Raw genomic sequence first — 21,453 nt, forward strand, 5'->3', positions numbered from 1 at the left:
CGTGCCGAACGGCAGAGTCGGAGAAGCGACCGTGCTGAACGGCAGAGTCGCGATGATCACCGGCGCCTCCAGCGGCATCGGGGCCGCCGCCGCCCGGCACTTCGCCGCCGAGGGAGCAGCGGTCGTCCTCATGGCCCGGCGCGCCGAGCCGCTCGAAGCGCTCGCCGAGGAGATCCGCGCCGCGGGCGGCCGGGCCCTGGCCGTACCCGGCGACGTGGCCGAGGCGAAGGACGTGGCCCGCGCGGTCGACGGCGCGGTCGAGACCTTCGGCCACCTCGACGCGGCCTTCAACAACGCCGGTTACGCCACCGCGGGCCGACCGCTCCACGAGATCGACGACGAGACGTACGAGCGGACGCTGGACGTCAACGTGCGTGGCGTGTGGAACTGCCTGCGCCACCAGATACCCGTGATGCTCGCCTCCGGTCGCGGCGGAGCCGTGGTCAACACCTCCAGCGTCGCGGGCACCGCGGCCACGGGGGCCTCAGCGGCGTACGTGGCCGCCAAGCACGCGGTCATCGGCCTGACCAAGGCGGCCGCCGCGGACTACGGCGCTCAGGGCATCCGCGTCAACGCCCTGGTCGTGGGCGCCACCCGCACCGAGATGATGACCCGGGTCCTCCAACAGGCCCCGGAGCTGGAGGAGACCTTCGCCGCCGCCTCGATCCAGCGGCGGATGGCCGACCCGGTGGAGGTGGCGAGGGCCGCCGCCTGGCTGTGCAGCGACCGGGCGTCGTTCATCACCGGAGCGGCCGTGCCGGTGGACGGCGGGGCGACCGCCACGCACTGATCACGACCGTCACCCACCGATCAACCGCCGCGAGGGGGCGACGGGACGACCGGTTCGCTCCGCGCGTCCCGCCCGGTCAACCCCCTCGCGGCGAAAAAATAAAGAACGATCGCTTTGAATCCTGCCGCGCGCTCGTATACCTTCCAGACGGACCCAGGGAAGGAGTGCGACGGTGCAGGTCAGGGCGGCGCGTACCCGCGAGGCCATCATCCGTGGGGCCGCCGAGTGCATGGACGCCCAGGGCTATCGGGGAGCCAGCCTCGCCGCCATCTGCCGGTCGAGCGACGTCTCCGTCGGGGCCCTGGTCTTCCACTTCCGTGACAAGACCGGGCTGGCCGAGGCGGTCGTCGAGGCCGGCTCCGCGACCGCGCGCGCCGTCGCCGACGCGGTGTCCCGGGAGCACGACTCCCCCCTGCACGCCGTGGGAACACTGCTGCGCGCCCTCACTGTGCTGCTGCGGGACGACGTCGTCGTACGGGCGAGCGCCCTGCTGGCCCGGGAACGGCCGGACATCGCCGCGCACTGGCACGACGCGTGGACCCCGAGGCTCACGGCGCTCGTCGAGCAGGCCGACACCCGCGGCGAACTCGACCCCGAGGTGGAACCCGGCCTGGTCACGGTCCTGGCGGACTACCTGATGACGGCCGCCGAGGCCTACCCGCGCACCCGTCGCCCGGAGCACCGCCCCGACCCGGACCTCGAGGTCACCCGTCTGTGGGCGCTGATCCAGCGGGGCATCACGCGCCGGGGCGCGTAACCCTCCGTCGCCCACGGGGTCTTGGCCTCCGCATCCCGTATCCCGTACCCGGCCCCGGATGCGATCCCTGATCTGACGCCTGATCCGATCCCGGATCCGATCCCGGATGCCAAAACAAAACGAGTGCTCTATATTTTTCAGGGAGCCGGTCCCGACTGGGACAGGCATCAAAGGGGGAACTGTCATGCACACCGTGGTCCACCCGACGCCCGCAGGCGTACGGCACACCGCCGCCCGCCGTGACCCGGGACGCGTCCCGGGCGCGCAGCAGCGCCGTGACGAGGTGCGCAGGAACCGTGAGGAGCTGCTGGAGACGCTCTTCTCCTCGCTCAGCAGACGGGATCAACGGGTGCGCGGCGAGCACTATCTGCGCGGTCTGCTCCTGGCCGACGGCCGTAAGTCCGTCCGCAACATCGCCCTCTCGCTCGGCCTGCCGGACGAGGAACAGCGGTTGCACCACTTCATCAGCGGTTCGACCTGGGACTGGGCCCCGATGCGGGCCGCGCACGCCGCCTTCCTCGACCGGCTGCGCCCGCCGCAGGCCTGGGTCCTGCACGCCGTGACCATTCCCAAGGTCGGCGAGCACACCGTCGGGGTGGATCGTTTCTTCGATGCCCGTGCGGGCCGGGTCGTCAGCGGCCAGCGGGCCTTCGCCGCGTGGTACGCCTCCCCCGCCTTCAGCGCACCGGTCGACTGGCGGCTGTTCATGCCCCGGCACTGGATGGACGACGACGAGCTGCGCGGCCGCGCCGAGATCCCGTCCGCCCTCACCTACGAGCCCATCGAGCAGTGCGGCCCCGCCGCCGTCCTGGAGGCGGCCCGCGACTGGCGGCTCCCGCCCCGGCCGGTGCTCATGGATCTGCGCGGAGACACCGACTGGCGGTCCGCCCGGCGTTTCGTCGCCGCGGGACTGCCCGTGCTGGCCCGGACGTCGGCGGCCGACCGGTTCGTCGTGGACGACCCCGCGCCGGCCGGGCTCCATGGGGTTCCCGCACCGGCCGCGAGCATCCTCGAATCGGTGCGGTCGGCCCGTCGCGAGGTCGAGTGGACGGAACCGGGAAGCCCCGGCCCGGCCCACACCTCGTGGGTGGCAGCCGTACCGGTCCGGCTGCCCGACGACCGGCTGGGCGCCCACCGGCCGCTGCTGCTCCTCGGCGAATGGCATCCCGGCCAGGAGACCCCGGCGCAGATCTGGGTGTCCGACCTGGCGAAGGCGACCCCGGCGGAGCTGCTGCGGCTGACGAAACTGACCCGCCGGGTGGCCCTCGACCAGAGCCTCGGGGCCGGCCGGACGGGGACGCGGGACTTCGTCGGACGCTCCTTCTGCGGCTGGCACCGGCACATGACCCTGGCCTCGGCGGCCCACACCATGCGCCTGCTGGGCAGCGCGACCACCGCCTGAACCGCACCCTCCCCTCAAAAAATCCGACCACTACCTCCGAGCTGACTCCGCGCACTCGCCCAGCGGGAGCTCCGGCGCCTCGGGAGCCCCGGGCAGGACGGTCCACCGGTGCCGTCGCGCGTGTTCGTCGAGCCGCGCGTCCCCCGCCACCACGACGGGCGTGCCCACCGCCTCGAGGATCGGCAGGTCGGACAGATGGTCGCCGTACGCGAAGCAGTCGGCGAGGCTCGCCCCGTGGACGGAGGCGGCCAGCCGGGCCGCGTCGGCCTTGGCCCTGCCGATCATCGGCTCTCTCGACAGCCGCCCGGTGTACCGCCCGTCGGTGATCTCGGGCAGCGTGGCCCAGATGTCGGTGACCCCGAGGTGCTCGGCGAGCGGCCAGAGCACGGCGGGGAAGGAACCCGAGACCAGGACGACGGTCTCACCGCGGGCGACATGGCCGCGCAGGGCGTCGACCGCGCTCCGGTTGAGCAGAGCGCCCCAAACCAGCTCCGCCTCGAACCAGGCCCGGGCCAGCCGGGTCACGGTCGCCGCGTCGGCGTCGCGGAAGTTGGTGAAGTAGGCCCGGTTCGTCGCCTCACGGGGCACGCCCACGGCGGTCATGGCCTTCAGTTCCTGGCGCCGCTGCTCGAACACATGGGGGCCGTGGCCCTGCGCGGCAAGGTAGTAGCGCAGGAAGCGGAAGATCGTGGTGGCCGTGGTGAGGGTTCCGTCGACGTCGAAGAAGGCGAGGCGGCGGGGGCTCATGGTCTCTCCTGTCTCTCGTGGCTCTCCTGGGGAGGAAGGTGCCGCCCCGGCCCGGCACCGTGGACGACGGCATCGGACCGTGGCGGCGGAGGGCCACTCAGCCCTGGACGCCCTTGGACTTGAGGAGTTCCACGGTGCCGGCGACGGTGCCGGCCTCCTGGAGTTCGTGGTCCTCGATGTCGACGTCGAAGCGGCGCGAGAGGGCCACCGCGAACTCGACGAGGACCAGGGAGTCGAACTCCATGCCCTCGAAGTCGGAGTCGACGTCGATGTTCTCCGGAACCTCGTAGTCGGTGCGCAGGATGTCGAGCAGGACGTCGGCCAGGGGCAGCGTGGACGTGGTCATGAGGGATCGTCGCCTTTCTGGGCGCGGGAGTTGGTGGTGTGCGCGGTGTACGTGCTGTGCGTGGCGTGGGTGCCGTGCGTGCCGTACGTGCCGTACGTGGTGTCGCTGATGAGGGATGACGGCCGGTCAGGCGGGGACGATGTCCGGCCAGGTGAGCGCGACGGCTCCCCAGGTCAGGCCGCCGCCGAAGGCGGTCAGCAGGACCCGGGCGCCGGGCTTGAGCGAGCCGTCGGCGGCCGCGTCGGCGAGGGCCAGCGGAATGGAGGCCGCGGAGGTGTTGCCGACCTTGTCGAGGTTGATGACCGCGCGCTCCTCGGGGATGCCGAGCCCGCGGGCCACGGCGTTGAGGATCCGTACGTTGGCCTGGTGGCCCACCAGCCAGTCGACCTGGTCGGCACTCCAGCCCAGCCGGTCGAGCACGGTCTGCGAGGACTCCGTCATCCGGTTGACGGCCTGGGTGAAGACCTTCTTGCCCTGCATCGTGAAGTAGTGCTCGTCGGCCGCCGGGGCCGGCGTGGTGGCGCGCTGGCGTGAACCGCCCGCCGGGATCGTGATCAGGTTCCGGCCCGCGCCGTCGGACCCGAGGTCCATGTCGAGCAGCAGCCCGTTGCGGTCCCCGGCCCCTTCGCCACCGGGCACCGCGGAGAGCACGACCGCTCCGGCGCCGTCGCCGAAGATGACGTTCGTGGTGCGGTCGGTGGGGTTGAGGATGGTCGAGTAGGTCTCGGCCCCGATGACCAGGGCTCTTCGCGCCAGGCCCGCGTGGATGTGCGCCGAGGCGGCCGCGAGCGCGTAGAGGAACCCGGAGCACACCGCGGCGATGTCGTAGGCGGGGACATGGCCGAGGCCCAGTCGGGAGGCCACGTCGGGGGCGGTCGCGGGGCAGGGGTTGTCGGGTGTGGTGGTGGCCAGAATGACCAGGTCGACCGCGCCGGCCCCAGCCTCAAGACCGGCCGACTTGAGGGCGCGGTGCCCGGCCTCGACGGCCAGGTCGCCGGTGGCGACACCGGGGCCGGCCCAGTGCCGGCTCTTGATGCCGGTCCGGGTGGTGATCCACTCGTCGGTGGTGTCGAGGCGTTCGCAGAGGGTCTCGTTGGTGATGCGCTGCGGCGGCAGATAGCTGCCCAGGCCGACCAGCGCGACGGCTGTGTTGTCCACGGTGATCGCTTCCTGAAGGGTCGGCGGCTGCGCTCAGGGCAGCAGATGGGCGACGTTGCAGCTCATCCGCAGGTCCCCGAGGGACGCGGTGATCCGCGCGGTGCGCCAGGTGCCCTCGGCGGTGGGCAGAGCGGTGCTCCGCCCCAGCGCGACCCGGAAGCGGTCGCCGGAACCGGACCCGTAGGAACGGGACCCCTCGGACGGGGAGGTGACCTCGATCGTCGTCCGCCGCATCCACAACGTGTTGGACTCGGCGCGGCTCAGGTTGTCCAGCTCGTACAGCAGCACCTGCCCGAGCTGGAGCGCGCAGACGAACAGGTCGATCGCCGTGGGTCCCTGACCCTTCGGCACGTCCTGGCCGTCGACGAGGGTGAGCCGGGCGTCGGCCGTGCCCTCGGAGACGTCCGCGACCACGTCCTCCAGATACTGGGCGCGCTCGTGGTGGGAGACCCCGAACGGCGCGGCGTTCCAGGGGCCTTCGAGTTCCCCGGAGTCGGCGTAGCGGCCCTCCGCGCGGTGCTCTTCGCCCGTGGGGTGCTCGGCCTCGACCTGTACACTCATCGCGCCGACCGTGCAGTCCATGGTGGTGATGGACTGACCGGGGGCATCAGGAGAGACGACGGTCGAGCGGAGCCGGGCGGACACCCGGAACCGTTCGAGACCCTCTTCGTCGGGAGCGTTGCCGGCCTTGATGCGCAGACCGCGGACACGGAACTGCGCGTCGGCACCGAGACGTCGCGTGTGCGCGACGTACATCCCGGTGAGCCGGGCGGCGAGAATCATCCCGTCGAGGGTCGACAGGTGCGGCCGCTGAAGGGTCTCGCCCTTGCGCGACCAGGTGTCGGGCAGGTGAATCCCGGCGGTGGCATGCACCTGACCCGTCGCCCGGGTCGCACCCATCACACCCGTCGTGGACGTCGTGGACTCAGATACGACGGTGATGCTGATATCGGCCAGCGAGTAGCTCACCCGCTTGAAGCCCTCCCCGAAGAACCGCGCGTGGCGATCCCCGAGGACGTCGTCGACGCTGTCGAGCAGAAGTCCTTGTATGAGGCCGTCGGCCTGCATGTGAAAATCCTCCCCCTTCGGATTCGATGACCGCCGTCCGCGCCGGCCCGGACAAGCCGGCGCGGACGGCGGGAATGCTCAGTGACCGGCGAGCTGCGCCTGCACGGAGAAGACACCGTGGTGGAAGTACAGACGGGCCTCGGCGATCAGGCCCTCCTCGTTGAGGCGGAAGACCGAGATGCCGGACCAGTTGACGGGGTTGCCGTCGGTGGTCACCACGGCACCGCGCCAGGACACCGCGGTCTCGCCGCCGGTGGTGTACGCCTCGATCGGGGTGATGCCGATGAACGGGTCGAACAGCGGGATCACCTTGCGCAGCTTGGCGAGGATCGCCTCACGGCCGCGGATCGGCTCGGTGCCGACCGGGTCGTAGAACAGCGCGTCCTCGGCGAAGCCCGCGCCCCACAGCTCGGCGTCGGCGGCCAGCGAACCGGCGTAGAACTGGTGGACGGCCTTGGGCATGGCGGGGAACGACATGTGCTTCTCTCTCTCGCTTACGGGGAAAACGGGTACGGCCGGATCAGGCGGTGAACGCCTCGTGGATCGCGTAGCTGTCCTCGTACATGTGGTAGCGGGCGATCCGGCCGTCGACGACGGTGAAGTGCAGCGCGTAGCGGTTGTGGAACTTCTTCCGGGTGGCGGTCACCTCGAAGACGCAGTTCGCGATGACGACGGCGTCCTCGCCCTGCGTGACCCGCGTGGTGATCTCGAACGACTCGGGGCCGCTGAGCAGCTGCGGGAAGAGCCCGAAGAACGCGGCGATCTCGTCCTTGGTGGAACGGGAGCCGGCCCAGGGCACGTTCGGGGCGCCGGAGACGTGGAAGTCGACGGTGTCGGCGAACTGGCCGAGGAGGGCCTCGGAGTCCCCCGCGCCGAACGCGGCGAAGAAGGCGTCGACGGTCTCGTCGGTGGTGCGGGCGGCGGCTGTGGTCAAGGCGGTTCCCACTCTCTTGCTTCGATGGGGGGAGGTGGACGCGGGGGAGTCAGGCGGTGAGGCCGAGGGTGGCGCGGCCGGCCAGGACGACGGCGGTGTGCCGGGCGACGCGCTCACCGAGGTGCTCCGCGGTGGCGATGTCCGCCTTCGAGACACCCTCCGGCGGCAGGTCCGCCGGGGTGGAGGCGGCCGCACCGTTGAAGTAGCCCAGCCGGTTCAGGTCGTTCTCCGACTCGCTGCTGGTGTGCCAGCCCGGGTGCAGACCGAGGTTCACCCAGTTCATCTGGTGCTGGGCGGCCAGCGTCGCGAAGTACGCCAGCGTCGAGTGCTTGTCACCCGCCTTGCAGGCCGCGTTGGTGAACCCGGCGCCGAGCTTGTCCTTCCACGCCGCCGACGCCCACCGCTTGCTCGTCGACTCCGCGAACACATGGAACTTGCCCGCGGCAGACCCCATGTAGGTCGGCGAACCGAACACGATCGCGTCCGCGTCGTCCAGCAACTGCCACTGCTCGTCGGTGATCGAGTCGACGTGGACCAGCTCGACGTCGGCACCGGCCTCGACGGCGCCGTTCCTCACGGCCTCGGCCAGCCGGTCGGTGTGCCCGAACCCGGAGTAGTAGGCGATGGCGATACGGGGCTTCTTGGACATGACGAGATGCCTCCAGGGGGGAGCGAAAAGGGACTTGCTCAAGAGGGATGGATCAGGAGGGGTGGATCAGGAGAGGTGAATCAGGAGAGGGGCGCGGAAGCCCGATCCCCCAGCACCCGCGCCACCCGCCGGTCCGGGCGGACGAGGATGCCGCGGGCGCCCTCCGGCACGGTGACCCGGTCACCGGCGGGCGGTGCGATCCGGCGTACGTCCCGCACCGGGGGGAGCGAGGAACCGGTCTCGACGGCCTCGGGTTCCGTGCCGTCGAACCACAGCAGCGTCGCCCCGTCGATACGGTCGCTGGGCTCGAGGAACGGAAGGAGCTTCCCGTCGGACCTGATCCGGGAGGGAACGCGCGCCCCGACACCCAACTCGTAGCGGGCGCCGCGCCAGTTCTCCTCGCCCGGGTAGAGCTGGCTCCAGCACAGGGCCAGTTCGTTCAGCTCGTTCTGAAGGGCCGGCCGGGTCGTGTCGTCGGCCGTCCGGATCCGCTCGATCAGCGGGGCGAGGAATGTCGTACGCCCCACCTTGGCCGCGAATTCACGACGTTCCGCATCATATCCCAGAAGAAGATCCGGATCGTCGTTCTTCAAGGCCGCGAGAATACGCCAGGAAAGCGCGACGGCGTCTCCGATACCGAGGTTGAGGCCCTGGCCGCCGGCCGGGGTGTTCAGATGCGCGGCGTCCCCGGCGAGGGCGATACGGCCGGTCACCAGACGGTCGGCGACCCGCAGATCCACGGAGTAGTGGCTGGTGCGGATCGCCTCCGCGAGCCTCAGCCGGCTGCCGAAGCCCAGCGTCTCGATCGCCTCGGCGATCGTGCTCCACGGCACCTCCGCGCCACGTTCCAGGGCCAGCCCGGACACCGCGGGTCCGGCCACGAGCACCTGGTCACCGGGGATCGGCATCATCGTGACCATGCCGTGCTCGCCGACGTGCACGCCGACCTCCGTGCGGCCGACCAGCTCCTGGGGAACGCCCTCGACCAGCAGATAGCTGGTGGTCAGACTGCGGCCGGTCATCGCGACGCCCAGGGACTCCCGTACGGCGCTGCGCGGGCCGTCGGCGCCGACCAGATAGGAGCAGCGGACGGGGTCGCGGCCCTCGAAACGGACGGATGTCCCGGAATCCGTCACCTCGTGGGACAGATATCCGACGCCTCGCTCGATATGGGCACCGTATTCCAGCGCGTATTTCTCCAGAAGCCCTTCCAGAATGGGCTGCGGAAGATTCCGGTAGCCGTCCAGACGGGTGTCCATTCCGGTCATCTCGGCGGTGAATTTCCCGGCCCCGGCCACCCGGAAGGTGAACCGTTCGAGCGGAATGCTGCGGGCCAGCACATCGTCCAGCAGGCCGAGCGCGTCGAGCAGTTCCAGGGTCGGCGCGTGCAGCACGACCGCCTTGGGCCGGTCACCGCGGTGCACCCGGCGTTCGGCGACCAGGACCGATGCTCCGGCCCGCGCGAGCAGACCGGCCGTCACCAGCCCGGTCGGACCACCGCCGACCACGACGACGTCGTAGTTCTCCATGCCTTCTCCCGTTCTCCGTGTCCGTAAGCGGCCGTGCCGCGCGCTAGGAGGACGACCCGACGGTCTCGGGGTCGTCGCTGGCGGCCGCGGCGACCGCCGGCTTCTCCGGCTTGGTGAAGAAGCGGCCCAGCAGATTGGGGTTCGCGACCAGGATGATCGCGGTGCAGACCAGCACTCCGCCGAGCAGCTGCGGCAGGGTGAGCCGCTCGCCGACCGCCACCCAGCCGAGGATGGCCGCGGTGACCGGGTTCATCAGGGGCAGCGGCGCGGACTGCGACACCGGCAGCCGCTGGACGCCGGAGAGGAAGAGGGCGAAGCCGAGCGCGCCGACCACGAACGCGGCCCAGGCGAGACCGAACAGCTCCTCGCCGCTGAAGCTCGGCGGCGCGCCCTCGAAGAGGAAGGCCAGCGGCAGCAGGAAGACGGCCGCGCCGAGCAGGGTCCAGCCGGCCGTGGTGAGGCTGTGCACGCCCTCCGGACGGCCCCACTTGCGGGCCAGGACGCTGCCGACGCCCATGCTGGTGGCGCTGCCGATGCCGGCCAGGATGCCGATCGCGTCGAGCGAGGCCGAGCTGCGCAGCACGAGCAGCGCGACGCCGATCACCCCGACCACACAGGCGATGTAGTGGTGCGGCCGGATCTTCTCCTTGAGGACCACCGACGCCACGGCGATGGCCACCAGGCTCGACGTCGAGTTCAGGGTGGCCGCCACACCGCCGGGCAGCCGCTGCGCGGAGATCAGCAGGAACACGGTGAACAGGCCCATGTTGAGCATGCCGAGCACGAGCGACTTCCACCACCACGAGCCACGGGGCAGGGCGGGGCGGATCGCCAGCAGCAGCAGGCCGGCGGGCAGCACCCGCAGGAAGCCGTCCCAGTAGGGCGTCGGCGGCAGGTAGTGGGCGGCGACGTAGAAGAGGGTGCCGCCGATGGCCGGTCCGAGTGCGGTGCGGACGAGAAGTGCTGAGTTCTTCATCTGGGGGGCTCCAGGGGAGGGGCGTGGCCGCCCTCGTGGCGGAGGGAGTCGAGTGGGGGGTCAGGCGGTGCGGCCGAGGGCGGCGCGGCCGGGAACACGTGGACCTTGCCCGCCGCCGACCCCGTGCGGGCCGGCGAACCGAACACGACGACGACGAAGTACGGCCCGTGAAAGGGCGGTTCAGGCGGCTCGGGCGGCGACCCGCTCGGTCTCGAGGCGGAAGTCCTGGGCCGCGTAGTCCGCGCGGGCCAGCTCGATCGCCTCGTCCATGCTCATGACGGGCGTGAGGTCGAACAGCTCGCAGATCCGCTCCAGGCGCTCCGGCATCGTGCCCCGGACGATGTGGTACGGGATCTCCAGCTCGTCGAGCGTCTCCAGCAGCTTCTTGTCGATCGTGGCCCGGAAGCCCTCGTTCATCGGCCGGTGGCCGTCCGCGGCGATCGGCAGCTCGTGCTCCAGGTGCACGTACGCGTCGTAGGTGCTCTTCACATGGGCCTTCAGCGCGATGGCGTACTGGTCGACCACCTTGGCGAAGAACTCCATCTCCGCCTCCTGCACGGCGGCGAGCCCGCCCGCGTTCTCCGCGGTGGCGTTGGGGTTCATCCCGTGGATGACGCGCCCGGCGCCGTAGAGCCACTCCTGGAGCGAGGAGCCGTCGGAGATGAAGTGCTCGCCGAGCAGCGCCTCCTGCACCGCGCGTCCCGTGTGCCGGCGCAGCATCAGCTGGAGGAACTCGGCCGGCGTGACCTGCGACAGGGCCTTGCCGGGCACCGCCTCGGGGAGGATCTCGCGGATCGTGCGGGCCAGGGTGCGCGGGACGCCGGTGTAGCGGGACAGCGTCATGACCGTGGACGTCTTGCCGGCCGAGTACGTACCTGAAATAGCGATCTTCACGCCCTGAGGGCCTTTCTGGGGTGGGGACAGGCGGCGAACCATCCAACCTGTTGGTTGGTGAAACCCTTGCATATGCATCGATCGCGAGTCAACCAACCGGTTGTATGGCAATAGAGTGTTCACATGGCAGGAAGCACCGAGGAGACCAAGCGCCGACTCCTGGACGCCGCGCGAGTGGAGTTCAGCAGCTACGGCATCGCCGGAGCCCGGGTGAACCGCATCGCGGAGCGCGCAGGCGTCAACAAGGAGCGCATCTACGGGCACTTCCAGAGCAAGGAGGGGCTGTTCAAGGCGGTCATCGCCGAGGCGATGGCCGAACTGGTCCGGGAGGTACGCCCGGGCGAGGGGTCAGTCGGCGACTACGTGGGCCGCATCTTCGACTACCACCGCAACGACCCGACCCTGCTGCGACTGCTCATGTTCGAAGGACTGCAGGAGGGATTCGTCGGTACCTACGACGTCTCCGAGCGGGCTTCCTGGTACGCGGGCGCGGCCGAGTCACTGGCCTCGGCGACCGGCCGCCCTCAGGACGACGGCGGACGCCTGCTGCTGACACTGATCGGACTGGGGGCCTGGCCCATGGCCATGCCGCAGCTCAGCCGGCTCTGCCAGGAGGCCACCGGCGAGGCCGAGGACATGGCGTCGCTGAGGGACTTCGTCGTCACCTTCGCGGAACGCGGCGCCGCGACCGGAACGACGACCGAAGCCGCGCCCCCAACCGGCACCACACCACCACAGACCTGAACCGGAGCCACCCCCGCCGCATCCGACCGACCGCCGGCCCCGGAGACGGCCTCCGTCTCCGGCCCGGCCTCGACGAGGACCGCGGACATACTCCCCCTACTCCCCCAGGGCCCCTCTCGTCACCCTGCGATACTTCGAGCTTCTACGAACTTGGGAACGCGATCGACCGTAATGAGCCCTCCGTCGGCCGCGCAAGCGTTCACCGCCCTACCTGACGGACTCGCGTTCGGATCCCCTCCGCCGGGCCCCACCGCGCCGGCGCCCGCCGCGGAACCCCGCCGGAACACCCTCTGACCTGCCGGTCAACCGACCAGCGACCGAACGTCGGGCGTTCCTCCACAAGCCCGCCGCACACCGGCACGGTCTCTTCCCGCCGGTGACACCACCATGTTTCGGCCATTTACGGTCGCCCAGCCGCACGGCCCCGACCGTCGCGCACCCACCGCGCGCACACCGCGCACCCACCCGGTCCGCTACACAACGTGACCGCCGGAGCACTGGATCGACCACCCGCGCGACCGCCCGCTCGACCACCACCCGGGCCTCGTCGCACCCGCGCGACCTTGAGACCTTCCTCACAGCAATGGTCGAGACAACCATCACGTCCGGATATCACTTCCGGACATACGAGAAGAGGCGGCCCGATCTGAGATCGAGCCGCCTCTTCGACGGTGCGCGAGGGGGGAGTTGAACCCCCACGCCCTTGCGGGCACTGGAACCTGAATCCAGCGCGTCTGCCTATTCCGCCACCCGCGCATTGGGTGTGTCTTCGGGCTTCTGGGCTGTGCGGCCTGTCGCCTTCCGACATGCAGAACATTAGCACGCTGGGCAGGGTGCGTTCACATCCCTTGTTCGGGGGCACCTGTGACCGGGGAATCCATCGCCGGCCCGGTTCGTCTCGGCCACGACCGGTTCACGTATCAACCTCGTACCTATGGCGACCGTCTCCCCTGGAGCAGGACGAGGTCCACAGTCGGGTGCGGGACACTGGTCCTCGGCCACCTCTACGATCCTGGGCAGAAAACAGGTACGGAAGCAGGTGCGGAAGCGGGTGCGGACGACTGCGTCGACACCCGTGGACGGGGCCGACAGGGGGAACCAGCCGATTCACCGGCGCGTGGATACGATCAGTAAGCAGTACCAGGTAAGCAGCGCAGGCAGCAGGACACGGGACGCAAGTCACGACGGAGGAGGTGCCCCATGGGAGTCCTGAAGAAGTTCGAGCAGCGTCTCGAGGGTCTGGTCAACGGCACCTTCGCCAAGGTCTTCAAGTCCGAGGTCCAGCCCGTGGAGATCGCGGGAGCACTCCAACGGGAGTGCGACAACAACGCGACCATCTGGAACCGGGACCGGACCGTCGTACCCAACGACTTCATCGTGGAGCTGAGCACGCCGGACTACGAGCGGCTCAGCCCCTACTCCGGCCAGCTCGGCGACGAACTGGCCGGCATGGTGCGCGACTACGCCAAGCAGCAGCGCTACACCTTCATGGGGCCGATCAAGGTCAACCTGGAGAAGGCGGACGACCTCGACACCGGTCTGTACCGGGTGCGCAGCCGTACGCTCGCCGGCTCCAGCGACCAGCAGGCGCCCGGCGCGCCCGCGGGCAGCGCCCAGCGCCCCGGCGGGTACGGCCATCCGCCCGCCGGCGCCCCTGCCGCACCCCCCATGCCCTCCGCGCCCCCGCCCGGCGGCGGCCGCCCCGGCGGTTACGGCTATCCGCCCGCCGGCGGTGCCCCGCGCACCGGCGCGGCAGGCGGCGGGCTGGCCGGAGCACCGCAGGCCGGGTCCCGCACCCGCCACTGGATCGAGATCAACGGCACCCGCCACCAGATCTCCCGCGCCACACTCGTGCTGGGCCGTTCCACCGAGGCCGACGTACGGATCGACGACCCCGGCGTCTCCCGCCGGCACTGTGAGATCCGGACCGGTTCGCCCTCGACTGTCCAGGATCTCGGCTCCACCAACGGCATCGTGGTGGACGGGCAGCACACCACCCGCGCTACGCTCCGCGACGGCTCGCGGATCGTCGTGGGCAGCACCACCGTTATCTATAGGCAAGCCGAAGGGTGAAGCGGGGGCAATGTCAGAGCTGACCCTCACGGTCATGCGGCTGGGTTTCCTGGCCGTACTGTGGCTGTTCGTCATCGTGGCCGTGCAGGTCATCCGCAGCGACCTCTTCGGTACGCGTGTCACCCAGCGCGGTGCCCGCCGGGAGAGCGCCCGACCTCAGCAGGACCGGCGCCAGCAGGCGCCCCCCCAGCAGCGCCAGCAGCAGCCCGCCTCCGGCGGCCGCCGGGGCCGCAACGCCCCGTCCAAGCTCGTCGTGTCCGAGGGCACCCTCACCGGCACGACCGTCGCGCTCCAGGGCCAGACCATCACCCTGGGCCGCGCGCACGACAGCACGATCGTGCTGGACGACGACTACGCCTCCAGCCGCCATGCCAGGATCTATCCGGACCGCGACGGCCAGTGGATCGTCGAGGACCTGGGCTCCACCAACGGCACGTACCTCGACCGATCGCGGCTGACGACTCCCACACCGATCCCGCTGGGCGCGCCGATCCGCATCGGCAAGACCGTCATCGAGCTGCGGAAGTAGTACGACAATGAGCGAGCGGAGCGAGCACGCCACGGCGGCCGGCACCCCGAGCCCCGGCGCGCTCCCGACCGGAGGGTGGGCAGTGTGGCTCGACACGACCGGCTGTACCCGGGGCCGACGGGCGAGGTGCGCATGAGTCTGTCACTGCGCTTCGCCGCCGGATCGCACAAGGGCATGATCCGCGAGGGCAACGAGGACTCCGGGTACGCCGGTCCGCGCCTGCTCGCCATCGCCGACGGCATGGGCGGCGCCGCCGCCGGTGAGGTCGCCTCCTCCGAGGCCATCTCCACCATCGTCGCCCTCGACGACGACGTCCCCGGCTCCGACGTCCTCACCTCGCTCGGCACCGCCGTCCAGCGCGCCAACGACCAACTGCGCTCCCTGGTCGAGGAGGACCCCCAGCTGGAGGGCATGGGGACCACCCTCACCGCCCTGCTGTGGACGGGCCAGCGCCTCGGGCTCGTGCACGTCGGCGACTCCCGCGCCTATCTGCTCCGCGACGGCGTCCTCACCCAGATCACCCAGGACCACACCTGGGTGCAGCGTCTGGTCGACGAGGGCCGGATCACCGAGGAAGAGGCCACCACCCACCCCCAACGGTCCCTGCTGATGCGGGCGTTGGGCAGCGGCGAGCACGTCGAGCCCGATCTGTCGATCCGCGAGGTCCGGGCCGGCGACCGCTATCTGATCTGCTCCGACGGCCTCTCCGGCGTCGTGTCCCACCAGACCCTGGAGGACACCCTCGCCAGCTACCAGGGCCCGCAGGAGACCGTCCAGAACCTCATCGAGCTGGCGCTGCGCGGCGGCGGGCCCGACAACATCACCGTGATCGTCGCGGACGTCCTCGACCTGGACACCGGAGACACCCTCGCCGGGCAGCTCTCCGACACCCCGGTCGTGGTCGGCGCCGTCGCCGAGAACCAGCACCAGCTGCACGACAACGGCATCATGCAGACCCCGGCGGGCCGCGCCGCGGGTCTCGGCCGGCGGCGCCACGGACAGGGCGGGGGCGGCGAGTTCGGCCCGCCCGGCTCCGGCGACGTCACCGGCTTCATCCCCACCGACGGCTTCGGCGACTACACGGACGACGACTTCGTCAAGCCGCGCAAGGGCCGCAAGTGGCTGAAGAGATCCCTCTACGGCGCCCTCACCCTCGCCGTCCTCGGCGGCGGCCTGTACGGCGGCTGGCGCTGGACGCAGACCCAGTACTACGTCGGCACCAACGGCGAGCACCTCGCGCTGTACCGGGGCATCAGCCAGGACCTGGCCTGGGTCTCGCTCTCGAAGGTCGAGAAGGACCACCCCGAGATCGAACTCAAGTACCTGCCGCAGTACCAGCAGAAGCAGGTCGAGGCCACGATCCCCGAGGGCAGCCTGAGCAGCGCCCGGAAGAAGATCGAGGAACTGTCCGTGCAGGCCTCCGCGTGCCGGAAGCAGGCACAGTCCGACACGGCCGAGAACACGGCCGGCTCCTCGACCTCCGGGTCGGGCCAGGCCGGCGGCACCACGGGAACCACCCCCGCATCGCTCACGTCCAAGGCATCACCGAGCCCGACCCCGAACCCGAGCAAGCCGTCGGGTTCGTCGTCCCCGTCCCCGTCCGCGACCGCCACTCCCAACCCCGGCCCCACTCTCTCGGAGGAAGAGCAGAAGGTCGTCTCGCGGTGCGGTGAGCAGTAGGCAAGCCGTGAGAGGCCCTGTCACACCATGAGCAGTACTACCAACACGCCGACGCATCACACGTCCACGATCGGCTCGATCGGTACCCCGAGCCGGCGCAACACCGAGCTTGCGCTCCTGGTGTTCGCCGTCGTGATCCCGGTCTTCGCCTACGCCAACGTGGGCCTCGCGATCAACGAGGAGGTGCCGTCCGGCCTCCTGAGCTACGGCCTGGGCCTCGGCCTGCTGGCCGGCGTCGCCCACCTCGTCGTCCGCAAGTTCGCGCCGTACGCCGACCCGCTGCTGCTGCCGCTGGCCACGCTGCTGAACGGACTCGGGCTCGTCGCCATCTGGCGGCTGGACCAGTCCAAGCTGCTCCAGTCCATCGAGCAGGCCGGCACCGCGGCACCGCGCCAGCTGCTGTACACGTCCATGGGCATCGCGCTCTTCATCGTGGTGCTGATCTTCCTCAAGGATCACCGCGCCCTGCAGCGCTACACCTACATCTCCATGGTCGGCGCGCTCTTCCTGCTGCTGCTCCCGCTGGTGCCGGGCCTCGGCCAGAACATCTACGGCGCCAAGATCTGGATCTCCGTCGCCGGTTTCTCCATCCAGCCCGGTGAGTTCGCCAAGATCGTCCTGGCGATCTTCTTCGCCGGCTATCTGATGGTGAAGCGCGACGCGCTCGCGCTGGCCAGCCGCCGCTTCCTCGGCCTCTACCTGCCGCGCGGCCGCGACCTGGGCCCGATCCTGGTCGTCTGGTTCATCTCGATCCTCATCCTGGTCTTCGAGACGGACCTCGGCACCTCACTGCTGTTCTTCGGAATGTTCGTCATCATGCTGTACGTCGCCACCGAGCGGACCAGCTGGATCGTCTTCGGTCTGCTGATGTCCGGGGCGGGCGCGGTCGGCGTGGCCAGCTTCGAACCGCACGTCCAGCAGCGTGTCCAGGCCTGGCTCGACCCGATGAAGGAGTACACGCTCTCCCGCGCGGGCGAGGTCGGTCACTCCGAGCAGGCCATGCAGGCCCTGTGGGCGTTCGGCTCCGGCGGCACCCTGGGCACCGGCTGGGGCCAGGGCCACTCCGAGCTGATCCGGTTCGCCGCCAACTCCGACTTCATCCTCGCCACCTTCGGCGAGGAGCTGGGCCTGGCCGGCATCATGGCGCTCCTGCTGCTGTACGGCCTGATCGTGGAGCGCGGCGTGCGCACCGCCCTCGCCGCCCGCGACCCGTTCGGCAAGCTGCTCGCCATCGGCCTCTCCGGCGCCTTCGCCCTCCAGGTGTTCGTCGTCGCCGGCGGTGTGATGGGTCTCATCCCGCTCACCGGTATGACGATGCCGTTCCTGGCGTACGGCGGTTCGTCCGTCATCGCCAACTGGGCCCTGATCGGGATCCTGATCAGAATCAGCGACACCGCGCGCCGCCCGGCACCGGCCCCCGCCTCCAACCCCGACGCCGAGATGACCCAGGTGGTCCGCCCGTCATGAACAAGCCCCTGCGCCGGATCGCGATCTTCTGCGGACTCCTGATCCTCACCCTGCTCATCCGCGACAACTGGCTCCAGTACGCCAAGGCCAACGACCTGGCCACCGACGACGAGAACCGCCGCGTCAACATCTCGCGCTACGCGACGCCGCGCGGCGACATCATCGTCGAGGGCAAGGCCATCACCGGCTCCGTCGAGTCCACCAGCGGCGACTACAAGTACAAGCGCACCTGGACGAACGGCGCCATGTGGGCGCCGGTCACCGGCTACTCCTCGCAGGCGTTCGGCGCCAACCAGCTGGAGAAGCTGGAGGACGGCATCCTCACCGGCAACGACGACCGGCTCTTCTTCCGCAACACGCTCGACATGATCACGGGCAAGGAGAAAGAGGGCGGCAGCGTCGTCACCACCCTGAACGCGGCCGCGCAGAAGGCCGCGTACGAGGGCCTGGGCAACAAGAAGGGCGCCGTCGCCGCGATCGAGCCGTCCACCGGCAAGATCCTCGCGCTGGTCTCCACGCCGTCGTACGACCCGTCGAAGTTCGCCGGCACCTCCGGCTCGGACGAGAAGGCGTGGAAGGCGGTGCAGAAGGAGAACAACGACGACGACCCGATGCTGAACCGCGCGCTGCGCGAGACCTACCCGCCGGGCTCCACCTTCAAGGTGGTCACGGCCGCCGCCGCGCTGGAGAACGGCGAGGTGTCGGACATCGACGACACCACCAAGACGCCGGACCCGTACCAGCTGCCGGGGACCGCCACGGACCTCACCAACGAGCACGGTGAGTGCAAGAACGCGTCCCTGCGGTACGCGCTGATGGTCTCCTGCAACACCGTCTTCGCGAAGATGGCCGACAACGTCGGCAACGAGAAGATGATCGAGCAGGCGGAGAAGTTCGGCTTCAACAACAAGGAGCTGGACACCCCGGTCCGCGCGGCCGAGTCCATCTACCCCGAGGACAACGCCCCGCAGAACGCCATGGACGGCATCGGCCAGGCGTCCAACCGTGCCACCCCGCTCCAGATGGCGATGGTCGCCTCGGCAGTCGCCAACGACGGCAAGCTGATGAAGCCGTACATGGTCGACGAGCTCAAGGCCGCGAACCTGGACACCATCGAGACGACGGAGCCGCAGGAGCTGTCCCAGGCCATCTCCTCGGAAACCGCGCAGAAGCTCCAGAAGATGATGGAGACGGTCGTCAACGACCCGCAGGGCACCGGTAACAACGCCAAGATCTCCGGCGCCACGGTCGGCGGCAAGACCGGTACCGCCCAGCACGGCCTGAACAACAGCGAGAAGCCGTACGCCTGGTTCATCTCGTACGCCAAGCTGTCCGACGGCAGCGCACCGGTGGCCGTCGCGGTGGTCGTGGAGGACGGTTCCGCCAACCGCGACGACATCAGCGGCGGCGGGCTCGCGGCCCCGATCGCGAAGGACGTGATGAAGGCAGTCATCGACAGTAAGAAGTGACCCCCATCACGTCGCCTTCACATCGGTGCACGTTGCGATACCGGTCCTGCATCAGGTGGCGGGCTTGGCCAGGTCACACAGCGCCGTCCGGGTACGGTATGCCCGGACGGCAGCCTTCGACCGCACAAGTGTGCCGGTCGGGACCGACGGAGAGGGCTGGTAGGTAGCTATGGAAGAGCCGCGTCGCCTCGGCGGCCGGTACGAGCTGGGCCATGTGCTCGGCCGTGGTGGCATGGCCGAGGTCTATCTCGCGCATGACACCCGCCTCGGCCGCACCGTGGCGGTGAAGACGCTGCGCGTGGACCTCGCGCGCGACCCTTCCTTCCAGGCCCGGTTCCGCCGGGAGGCCCAGTCGGCCGCCTCGCTCAACCACCCCGCGATCGTCGCGGTCTACGACACGGGCGAGGACTACATCGACGGGGTCTCGATCCCGTACATCGTCATGGAGTACGTCGACGGCTCCACGCTCCGCGAGCTGCTCCACTCCGGCCGCAAACTGCTGCCGGAGCGGACGCTGGAGATGACCATCGGCATCCTCCAGGCGCTGGAGTACTCCCACAGAGCCGGCATCGTGCACCGTGACATCAAGCCGGCGAACGTCATGCTGACGCGCAACGGCCAGGTCAAGGTCATGGACTTCGGCATCGCCCGCGCGATGGGCGACTCCGGGATGACCATGACCCAGACCGCCGCGGTGATCGGCACCGCCCAGTACCTCTCCCCGGAGCAGGCGAAGGGCGAGCAGGTCGACGCGCGGTCGGACCTCTACTCGACGGGCTGTCTGCTCTACGAGCTGCTGACGGTGCGCCCGCCGTTCGTCGGCGACTCCCCGGTGGCCGTGGCCTATCAGCACGTCCGGGAGGAGCCTCAGCCGCCGAGCGTGTTCGACCCCGAGATCACGCCGGAGATGGACGCGATCGTCCTGAAGGCACTGGTCAAGGACCCGAACTACCGCTACCAGTCGGCCGACGAGATGCGTATCGACATCGAGGCCTGCCTCGACGGCCAGCCGGTCGCGGCGACGGCGTCGATGGGCTCGGTGGGTTACGCCGGCTACGGCGACGACCAGGCCACCACGGCCCTGCGCGCGGCGGACGCCGGTGCCACGTCGATGCTGCCGCCCATGAACCCGGACGACGGCGGCTACGGCTACGACGACCGCCCGGACCGGCGCCGCCAGAAGAAGTCGAACACCTCGACGATCCTGCTGGTGGTGGCCGCGGCCCTGGTGCTGGTCGGCGCGATCCTGATCGGCAAGTGGGCGTTCGACAACAAGGCGGAGGACCAGCCGTTCGCCGCCCCGGCCCTCGTCGGCCAGACCCTGGCCGAGGCCAAGACCAGGGCCGGCAACGTGGACCTGACGGTCACGTCCACCGAGAAACCCTGCGAGGACCAGCCCAAGGGCAACGTCTGCTCGCAGGACCCGAAGGCCGGCGACAAGGTCAACAAGGGCGACACCATCAACCTGGTCGTCTCGACCGGGGCCCCGAAGGTGGCCGTCCCCAGTGTGCTCGGCAAGGGCCAGGACGAGGCCAAGCAGATCCTCGAGGACGACAAGTACCAGTTCAAGGTCGAGACGAAGGAAGAGGTCTCCACCGAGGAGGCGGGCACCGTCATCGACCAGGACCCGGACCTCGGCGAAGAGGTGGAGAAGGGCACCACCGTCACCCTCACCATCGCCAAGGCCGAGGAGAAGGCGACCGTCCCCGACGTCTCCGGCAAGTCCTGTGACCAGGCCAAGGCGCAGATGCAGCAGAACAACCTGACCGGCAACTGCGTCGAGGTCGACACCCAGGACCCGAACCAGGTCGGCAAGGTCATCTCGACCAGTCCGTCCATCGGTTCGCAGGCCGACAAGGGCTCCCAGGTCACGATCCAGATCGGCAGGAGCACCCAGACCCAGGTGCCGTCCAACCTCCAGGGCCTGAGCCTGAAGGACGCCAAGCAGGCGCTCCAGAACGCGGGCCTGACGGTCGGCAACATCGCCGGCTCCCAGGACGACGACGCCCAGGTCGTCAGCTCCGACCCGAGCCCCGGCTCCACGGTCAACAGGGGCCAGACGGTGAACCTGGTCGCCATCAAGAACGGCAACAACAACGGCGGCAACGACGGCGGCGTCAGCTTCTTCGGCGGAGCCGACGGCGGCTGACCGGCCGCGGCCCGCGAGCCGCAGCACACAACGGGAGGGGCCCCGCCGGATGCGTCCGGCGGGGCCCCTCCCGTGTGATCGGTGCGATCGGT

The 21,453-nt window shown here is 70.0% G+C and carries 20 protein-coding genes and 1 tRNA gene; 10 read left to right on the forward strand and 11 right to left on the reverse strand.

From position 1 onward, the window contains the following. Position 1 precedes the first annotated feature (1 nt). The 3 genes from ACZ6D7_RS15070 (at position 2) to ACZ6D7_RS15080 (ending at position 2,949) form a co-directional block, all read left to right on the forward strand. Complete coding sequence (locus ACZ6D7_RS15070; RefSeq protein WP_469489903.1) at positions 2-790, forward strand: SDR family NAD(P)-dependent oxidoreductase; 789 nt, start codon at positions 2-4, stop codon at positions 788-790. 172 nt (positions 791-962) lie between these two features. Beyond that, entirely contained in the window at positions 963-1,547 is a 585-nt protein-coding gene (locus ACZ6D7_RS15075) for a TetR family transcriptional regulator (protein WP_469489905.1), read from the forward strand. A 184-nt stretch (positions 1,548-1,731) separates the two neighbouring features. Then, positions 1,732-2,949, forward strand: a complete 1,218-nt coding sequence (locus ACZ6D7_RS15080) for an IS701 family transposase (RefSeq protein ID WP_469489909.1) — start codon at positions 1,732-1,734, stop codon at positions 2,947-2,949. A 30-nt stretch (positions 2,950-2,979) separates the two neighbouring features. Here the strand turns inward: ACZ6D7_RS15080 and ACZ6D7_RS15085 are convergent, their stop codons facing one another. The 10 genes from ACZ6D7_RS15085 to ACZ6D7_RS15130 all read right to left on the reverse strand — a co-directional run bounded on the left by ACZ6D7_RS15085 (position 2,980) and on the right by ACZ6D7_RS15130 (position 11,250). After that, entirely contained in the window at positions 2,980-3,696 is a 717-nt protein-coding gene (locus ACZ6D7_RS15085) for an HAD family hydrolase (RefSeq protein WP_469489911.1), read from the reverse strand. Between the two features lie 97 nt (positions 3,697-3,793). Further along, positions 3,794-4,042, reverse strand: a complete 249-nt coding sequence (locus ACZ6D7_RS15090) for an acyl carrier protein (protein ID WP_469489915.1) — start codon at positions 4,040-4,042, stop codon at positions 3,794-3,796. Between the two features lie 126 nt (positions 4,043-4,168). Beyond that, positions 4,169-5,200, reverse strand: coding sequence for a beta-ketoacyl-ACP synthase III (locus ACZ6D7_RS15095; protein ID WP_469489918.1), 1,032 nt, complete (start codon positions 5,198-5,200; stop codon positions 4,169-4,171). A 33-nt stretch (positions 5,201-5,233) separates the two neighbouring features. Further along, the gene (locus ACZ6D7_RS15100) at positions 5,234-6,268 is read right to left on the reverse strand and encodes an AvrD family protein (RefSeq protein WP_469489920.1); all 1,035 of its coding nucleotides are present in this window, start codon (positions 6,266-6,268) and stop codon (positions 5,234-5,236) included. A gap of 78 nt (positions 6,269-6,346) precedes the next feature. Further along, complete coding sequence (locus ACZ6D7_RS15105) at positions 6,347-6,745, reverse strand: nuclear transport factor 2 family protein (RefSeq protein WP_469489923.1); 399 nt, start codon at positions 6,743-6,745, stop codon at positions 6,347-6,349. 43 nt (positions 6,746-6,788) lie between these two features. After that, positions 6,789-7,202 carry a nuclear transport factor 2 family protein gene (locus ACZ6D7_RS15110; RefSeq protein ID WP_469489926.1) on the reverse strand — a complete coding sequence of 138 codons (414 nt, stop codon included), beginning with the start codon at positions 7,200-7,202 and terminating at the stop codon, positions 6,789-6,791. Between the two features lie 49 nt (positions 7,203-7,251). Then, the gene (locus ACZ6D7_RS15115) at positions 7,252-7,851 is read right to left on the reverse strand and encodes a flavodoxin family protein (RefSeq protein WP_469489929.1); all 600 of its coding nucleotides are present in this window, start codon (positions 7,849-7,851) and stop codon (positions 7,252-7,254) included. A gap of 80 nt (positions 7,852-7,931) precedes the next feature. Beyond that, entirely contained in the window at positions 7,932-9,380 is a 1,449-nt protein-coding gene (locus tag ACZ6D7_RS15120; RefSeq protein ID WP_469489931.1) for an FAD-dependent oxidoreductase, read from the reverse strand. 43 nt (positions 9,381-9,423) lie between these two features. After that, positions 9,424-10,356: a DMT family transporter gene (locus tag ACZ6D7_RS15125; RefSeq protein WP_469489934.1), complete on the reverse strand. Its 933-nt coding sequence runs from the start codon at positions 10,354-10,356 to the stop codon at positions 9,424-9,426. 180 nt (positions 10,357-10,536) lie between these two features. Next, positions 10,537-11,250: an AAA family ATPase gene (locus tag ACZ6D7_RS15130; RefSeq protein ID WP_469489937.1), complete on the reverse strand. Its 714-nt coding sequence runs from the start codon at positions 11,248-11,250 to the stop codon at positions 10,537-10,539. Between the two features lie 123 nt (positions 11,251-11,373). Between ACZ6D7_RS15130 and ACZ6D7_RS15135 the strand changes: the two genes are divergently transcribed. Next, a complete protein-coding gene (locus tag ACZ6D7_RS15135; RefSeq protein WP_469489941.1) occupies positions 11,374-11,994 on the forward strand; it encodes a TetR/AcrR family transcriptional regulator in 621 nt (206 codons plus the stop codon). Positions 11,995-12,666: 672 nt separating this feature from the next. Here the strand turns inward: ACZ6D7_RS15135 and ACZ6D7_RS15140 are convergent. Further along, positions 12,667-12,750, reverse strand: a tRNA-Leu gene (locus ACZ6D7_RS15140). A gap of 444 nt (positions 12,751-13,194) precedes the next feature. On the opposite strand from ACZ6D7_RS15140, the gene ACZ6D7_RS15145 reads away from it, so the two are divergent. From ACZ6D7_RS15145 to pknB, 6 genes are all read left to right on the forward strand, one after another. Continuing rightward, positions 13,195-14,067 (forward strand): FhaA domain-containing protein, encoded by an 873-nt coding sequence (locus ACZ6D7_RS15145; protein WP_469489945.1) that lies wholly within the window; start codon positions 13,195-13,197, stop codon positions 14,065-14,067. 10 nt (positions 14,068-14,077) lie between these two features. After that, positions 14,078-14,596 (forward strand): FHA domain-containing protein FhaB/FipA, encoded by a 519-nt coding sequence (locus ACZ6D7_RS15150; RefSeq protein WP_469489948.1) that lies wholly within the window; start codon positions 14,078-14,080, stop codon positions 14,594-14,596. 84 nt (positions 14,597-14,680) lie between these two features. Continuing rightward, a complete protein-coding gene (locus ACZ6D7_RS15155; RefSeq protein ID WP_469489951.1) occupies positions 14,681-16,276 on the forward strand; it encodes a Stp1/IreP family PP2C-type Ser/Thr phosphatase in 1,596 nt (531 codons plus the stop codon). Positions 16,277-16,303: 27 nt separating this feature from the next. Next, on the forward strand, positions 16,304-17,743 hold the full coding sequence (locus ACZ6D7_RS15160; protein WP_469489954.1) for an FtsW/RodA/SpoVE family cell cycle protein: 1,440 nt from the start codon (positions 16,304-16,306) through the stop codon (positions 17,741-17,743). Beyond that, positions 17,740-19,212, forward strand: coding sequence for a peptidoglycan D,D-transpeptidase FtsI family protein (locus ACZ6D7_RS15165; RefSeq protein ID WP_469489959.1), 1,473 nt, complete (start codon positions 17,740-17,742; stop codon positions 19,210-19,212). Before ACZ6D7_RS15160 ends, ACZ6D7_RS15165 begins: the two co-directional genes overlap by 4 nt. 169 nt (positions 19,213-19,381) lie before the next feature. Continuing rightward, positions 19,382-21,361 carry a Stk1 family PASTA domain-containing Ser/Thr kinase gene (gene pknB / locus ACZ6D7_RS15170; protein WP_469489962.1) on the forward strand — a complete coding sequence of 660 codons (1,980 nt, stop codon included), beginning with the start codon at positions 19,382-19,384 and terminating at the stop codon, positions 21,359-21,361. The last annotated feature ends 92 nt before the right edge of the window (positions 21,362-21,453 follow it).

This window comes from Streptomyces sp. NPDC041784 (assembly GCF_055591025.1).

Excerpts from the sequence above, each read along its gene's own strand:
- ACZ6D7_RS15080 (WP_469489909.1), top strand. The coding sequence starts at position 1,732 with ATGCACACCGTGGTCCACCCGACGCCCGCAGGCGTACGGCACACCGCC.
- ACZ6D7_RS15085 (WP_469489911.1), bottom strand. The coding sequence starts at position 3,696 with ATGAGCCCCCGCCGCCTCGCCTTCTTCGACGTCGACGGAACCCTCACC.
- ACZ6D7_RS15090 (WP_469489915.1), bottom strand. The coding sequence starts at position 4,042 with ATGACCACGTCCACGCTGCCCCTGGCCGACGTCCTGCTCGACATCCTG.
- ACZ6D7_RS15100 (WP_469489920.1), bottom strand. The coding sequence starts at position 6,268 with ATGCAGGCCGACGGCCTCATACAAGGACTTCTGCTCGACAGCGTCGAC.
- ACZ6D7_RS15105 (WP_469489923.1), bottom strand. The coding sequence starts at position 6,745 with ATGTCGTTCCCCGCCATGCCCAAGGCCGTCCACCAGTTCTACGCCGGT.
- ACZ6D7_RS15115 (WP_469489929.1), bottom strand. The coding sequence starts at position 7,851 with ATGTCCAAGAAGCCCCGTATCGCCATCGCCTACTACTCCGGGTTCGGG.
- ACZ6D7_RS15120 (WP_469489931.1), bottom strand. The coding sequence starts at position 9,380 with ATGGAGAACTACGACGTCGTCGTGGTCGGCGGTGGTCCGACCGGGCTG.
- ACZ6D7_RS15125 (WP_469489934.1), bottom strand. The coding sequence starts at position 10,356 with ATGAAGAACTCAGCACTTCTCGTCCGCACCGCACTCGGACCGGCCATC.
- ACZ6D7_RS15135 (WP_469489941.1), top strand. The coding sequence starts at position 11,374 with ATGGCAGGAAGCACCGAGGAGACCAAGCGCCGACTCCTGGACGCCGCG.
- ACZ6D7_RS15145 (WP_469489945.1), top strand. The coding sequence starts at position 13,195 with ATGGGAGTCCTGAAGAAGTTCGAGCAGCGTCTCGAGGGTCTGGTCAAC.
- ACZ6D7_RS15150 (WP_469489948.1), top strand. The coding sequence starts at position 14,078 with ATGTCAGAGCTGACCCTCACGGTCATGCGGCTGGGTTTCCTGGCCGTA.
- ACZ6D7_RS15160 (WP_469489954.1), top strand. The coding sequence starts at position 16,304 with ATGAGCAGTACTACCAACACGCCGACGCATCACACGTCCACGATCGGC.
- ACZ6D7_RS15165 (WP_469489959.1), top strand. The coding sequence starts at position 17,740 with ATGAACAAGCCCCTGCGCCGGATCGCGATCTTCTGCGGACTCCTGATC.
- pknB (WP_469489962.1), top strand. The coding sequence starts at position 19,382 with ATGGAAGAGCCGCGTCGCCTCGGCGGCCGGTACGAGCTGGGCCATGTG.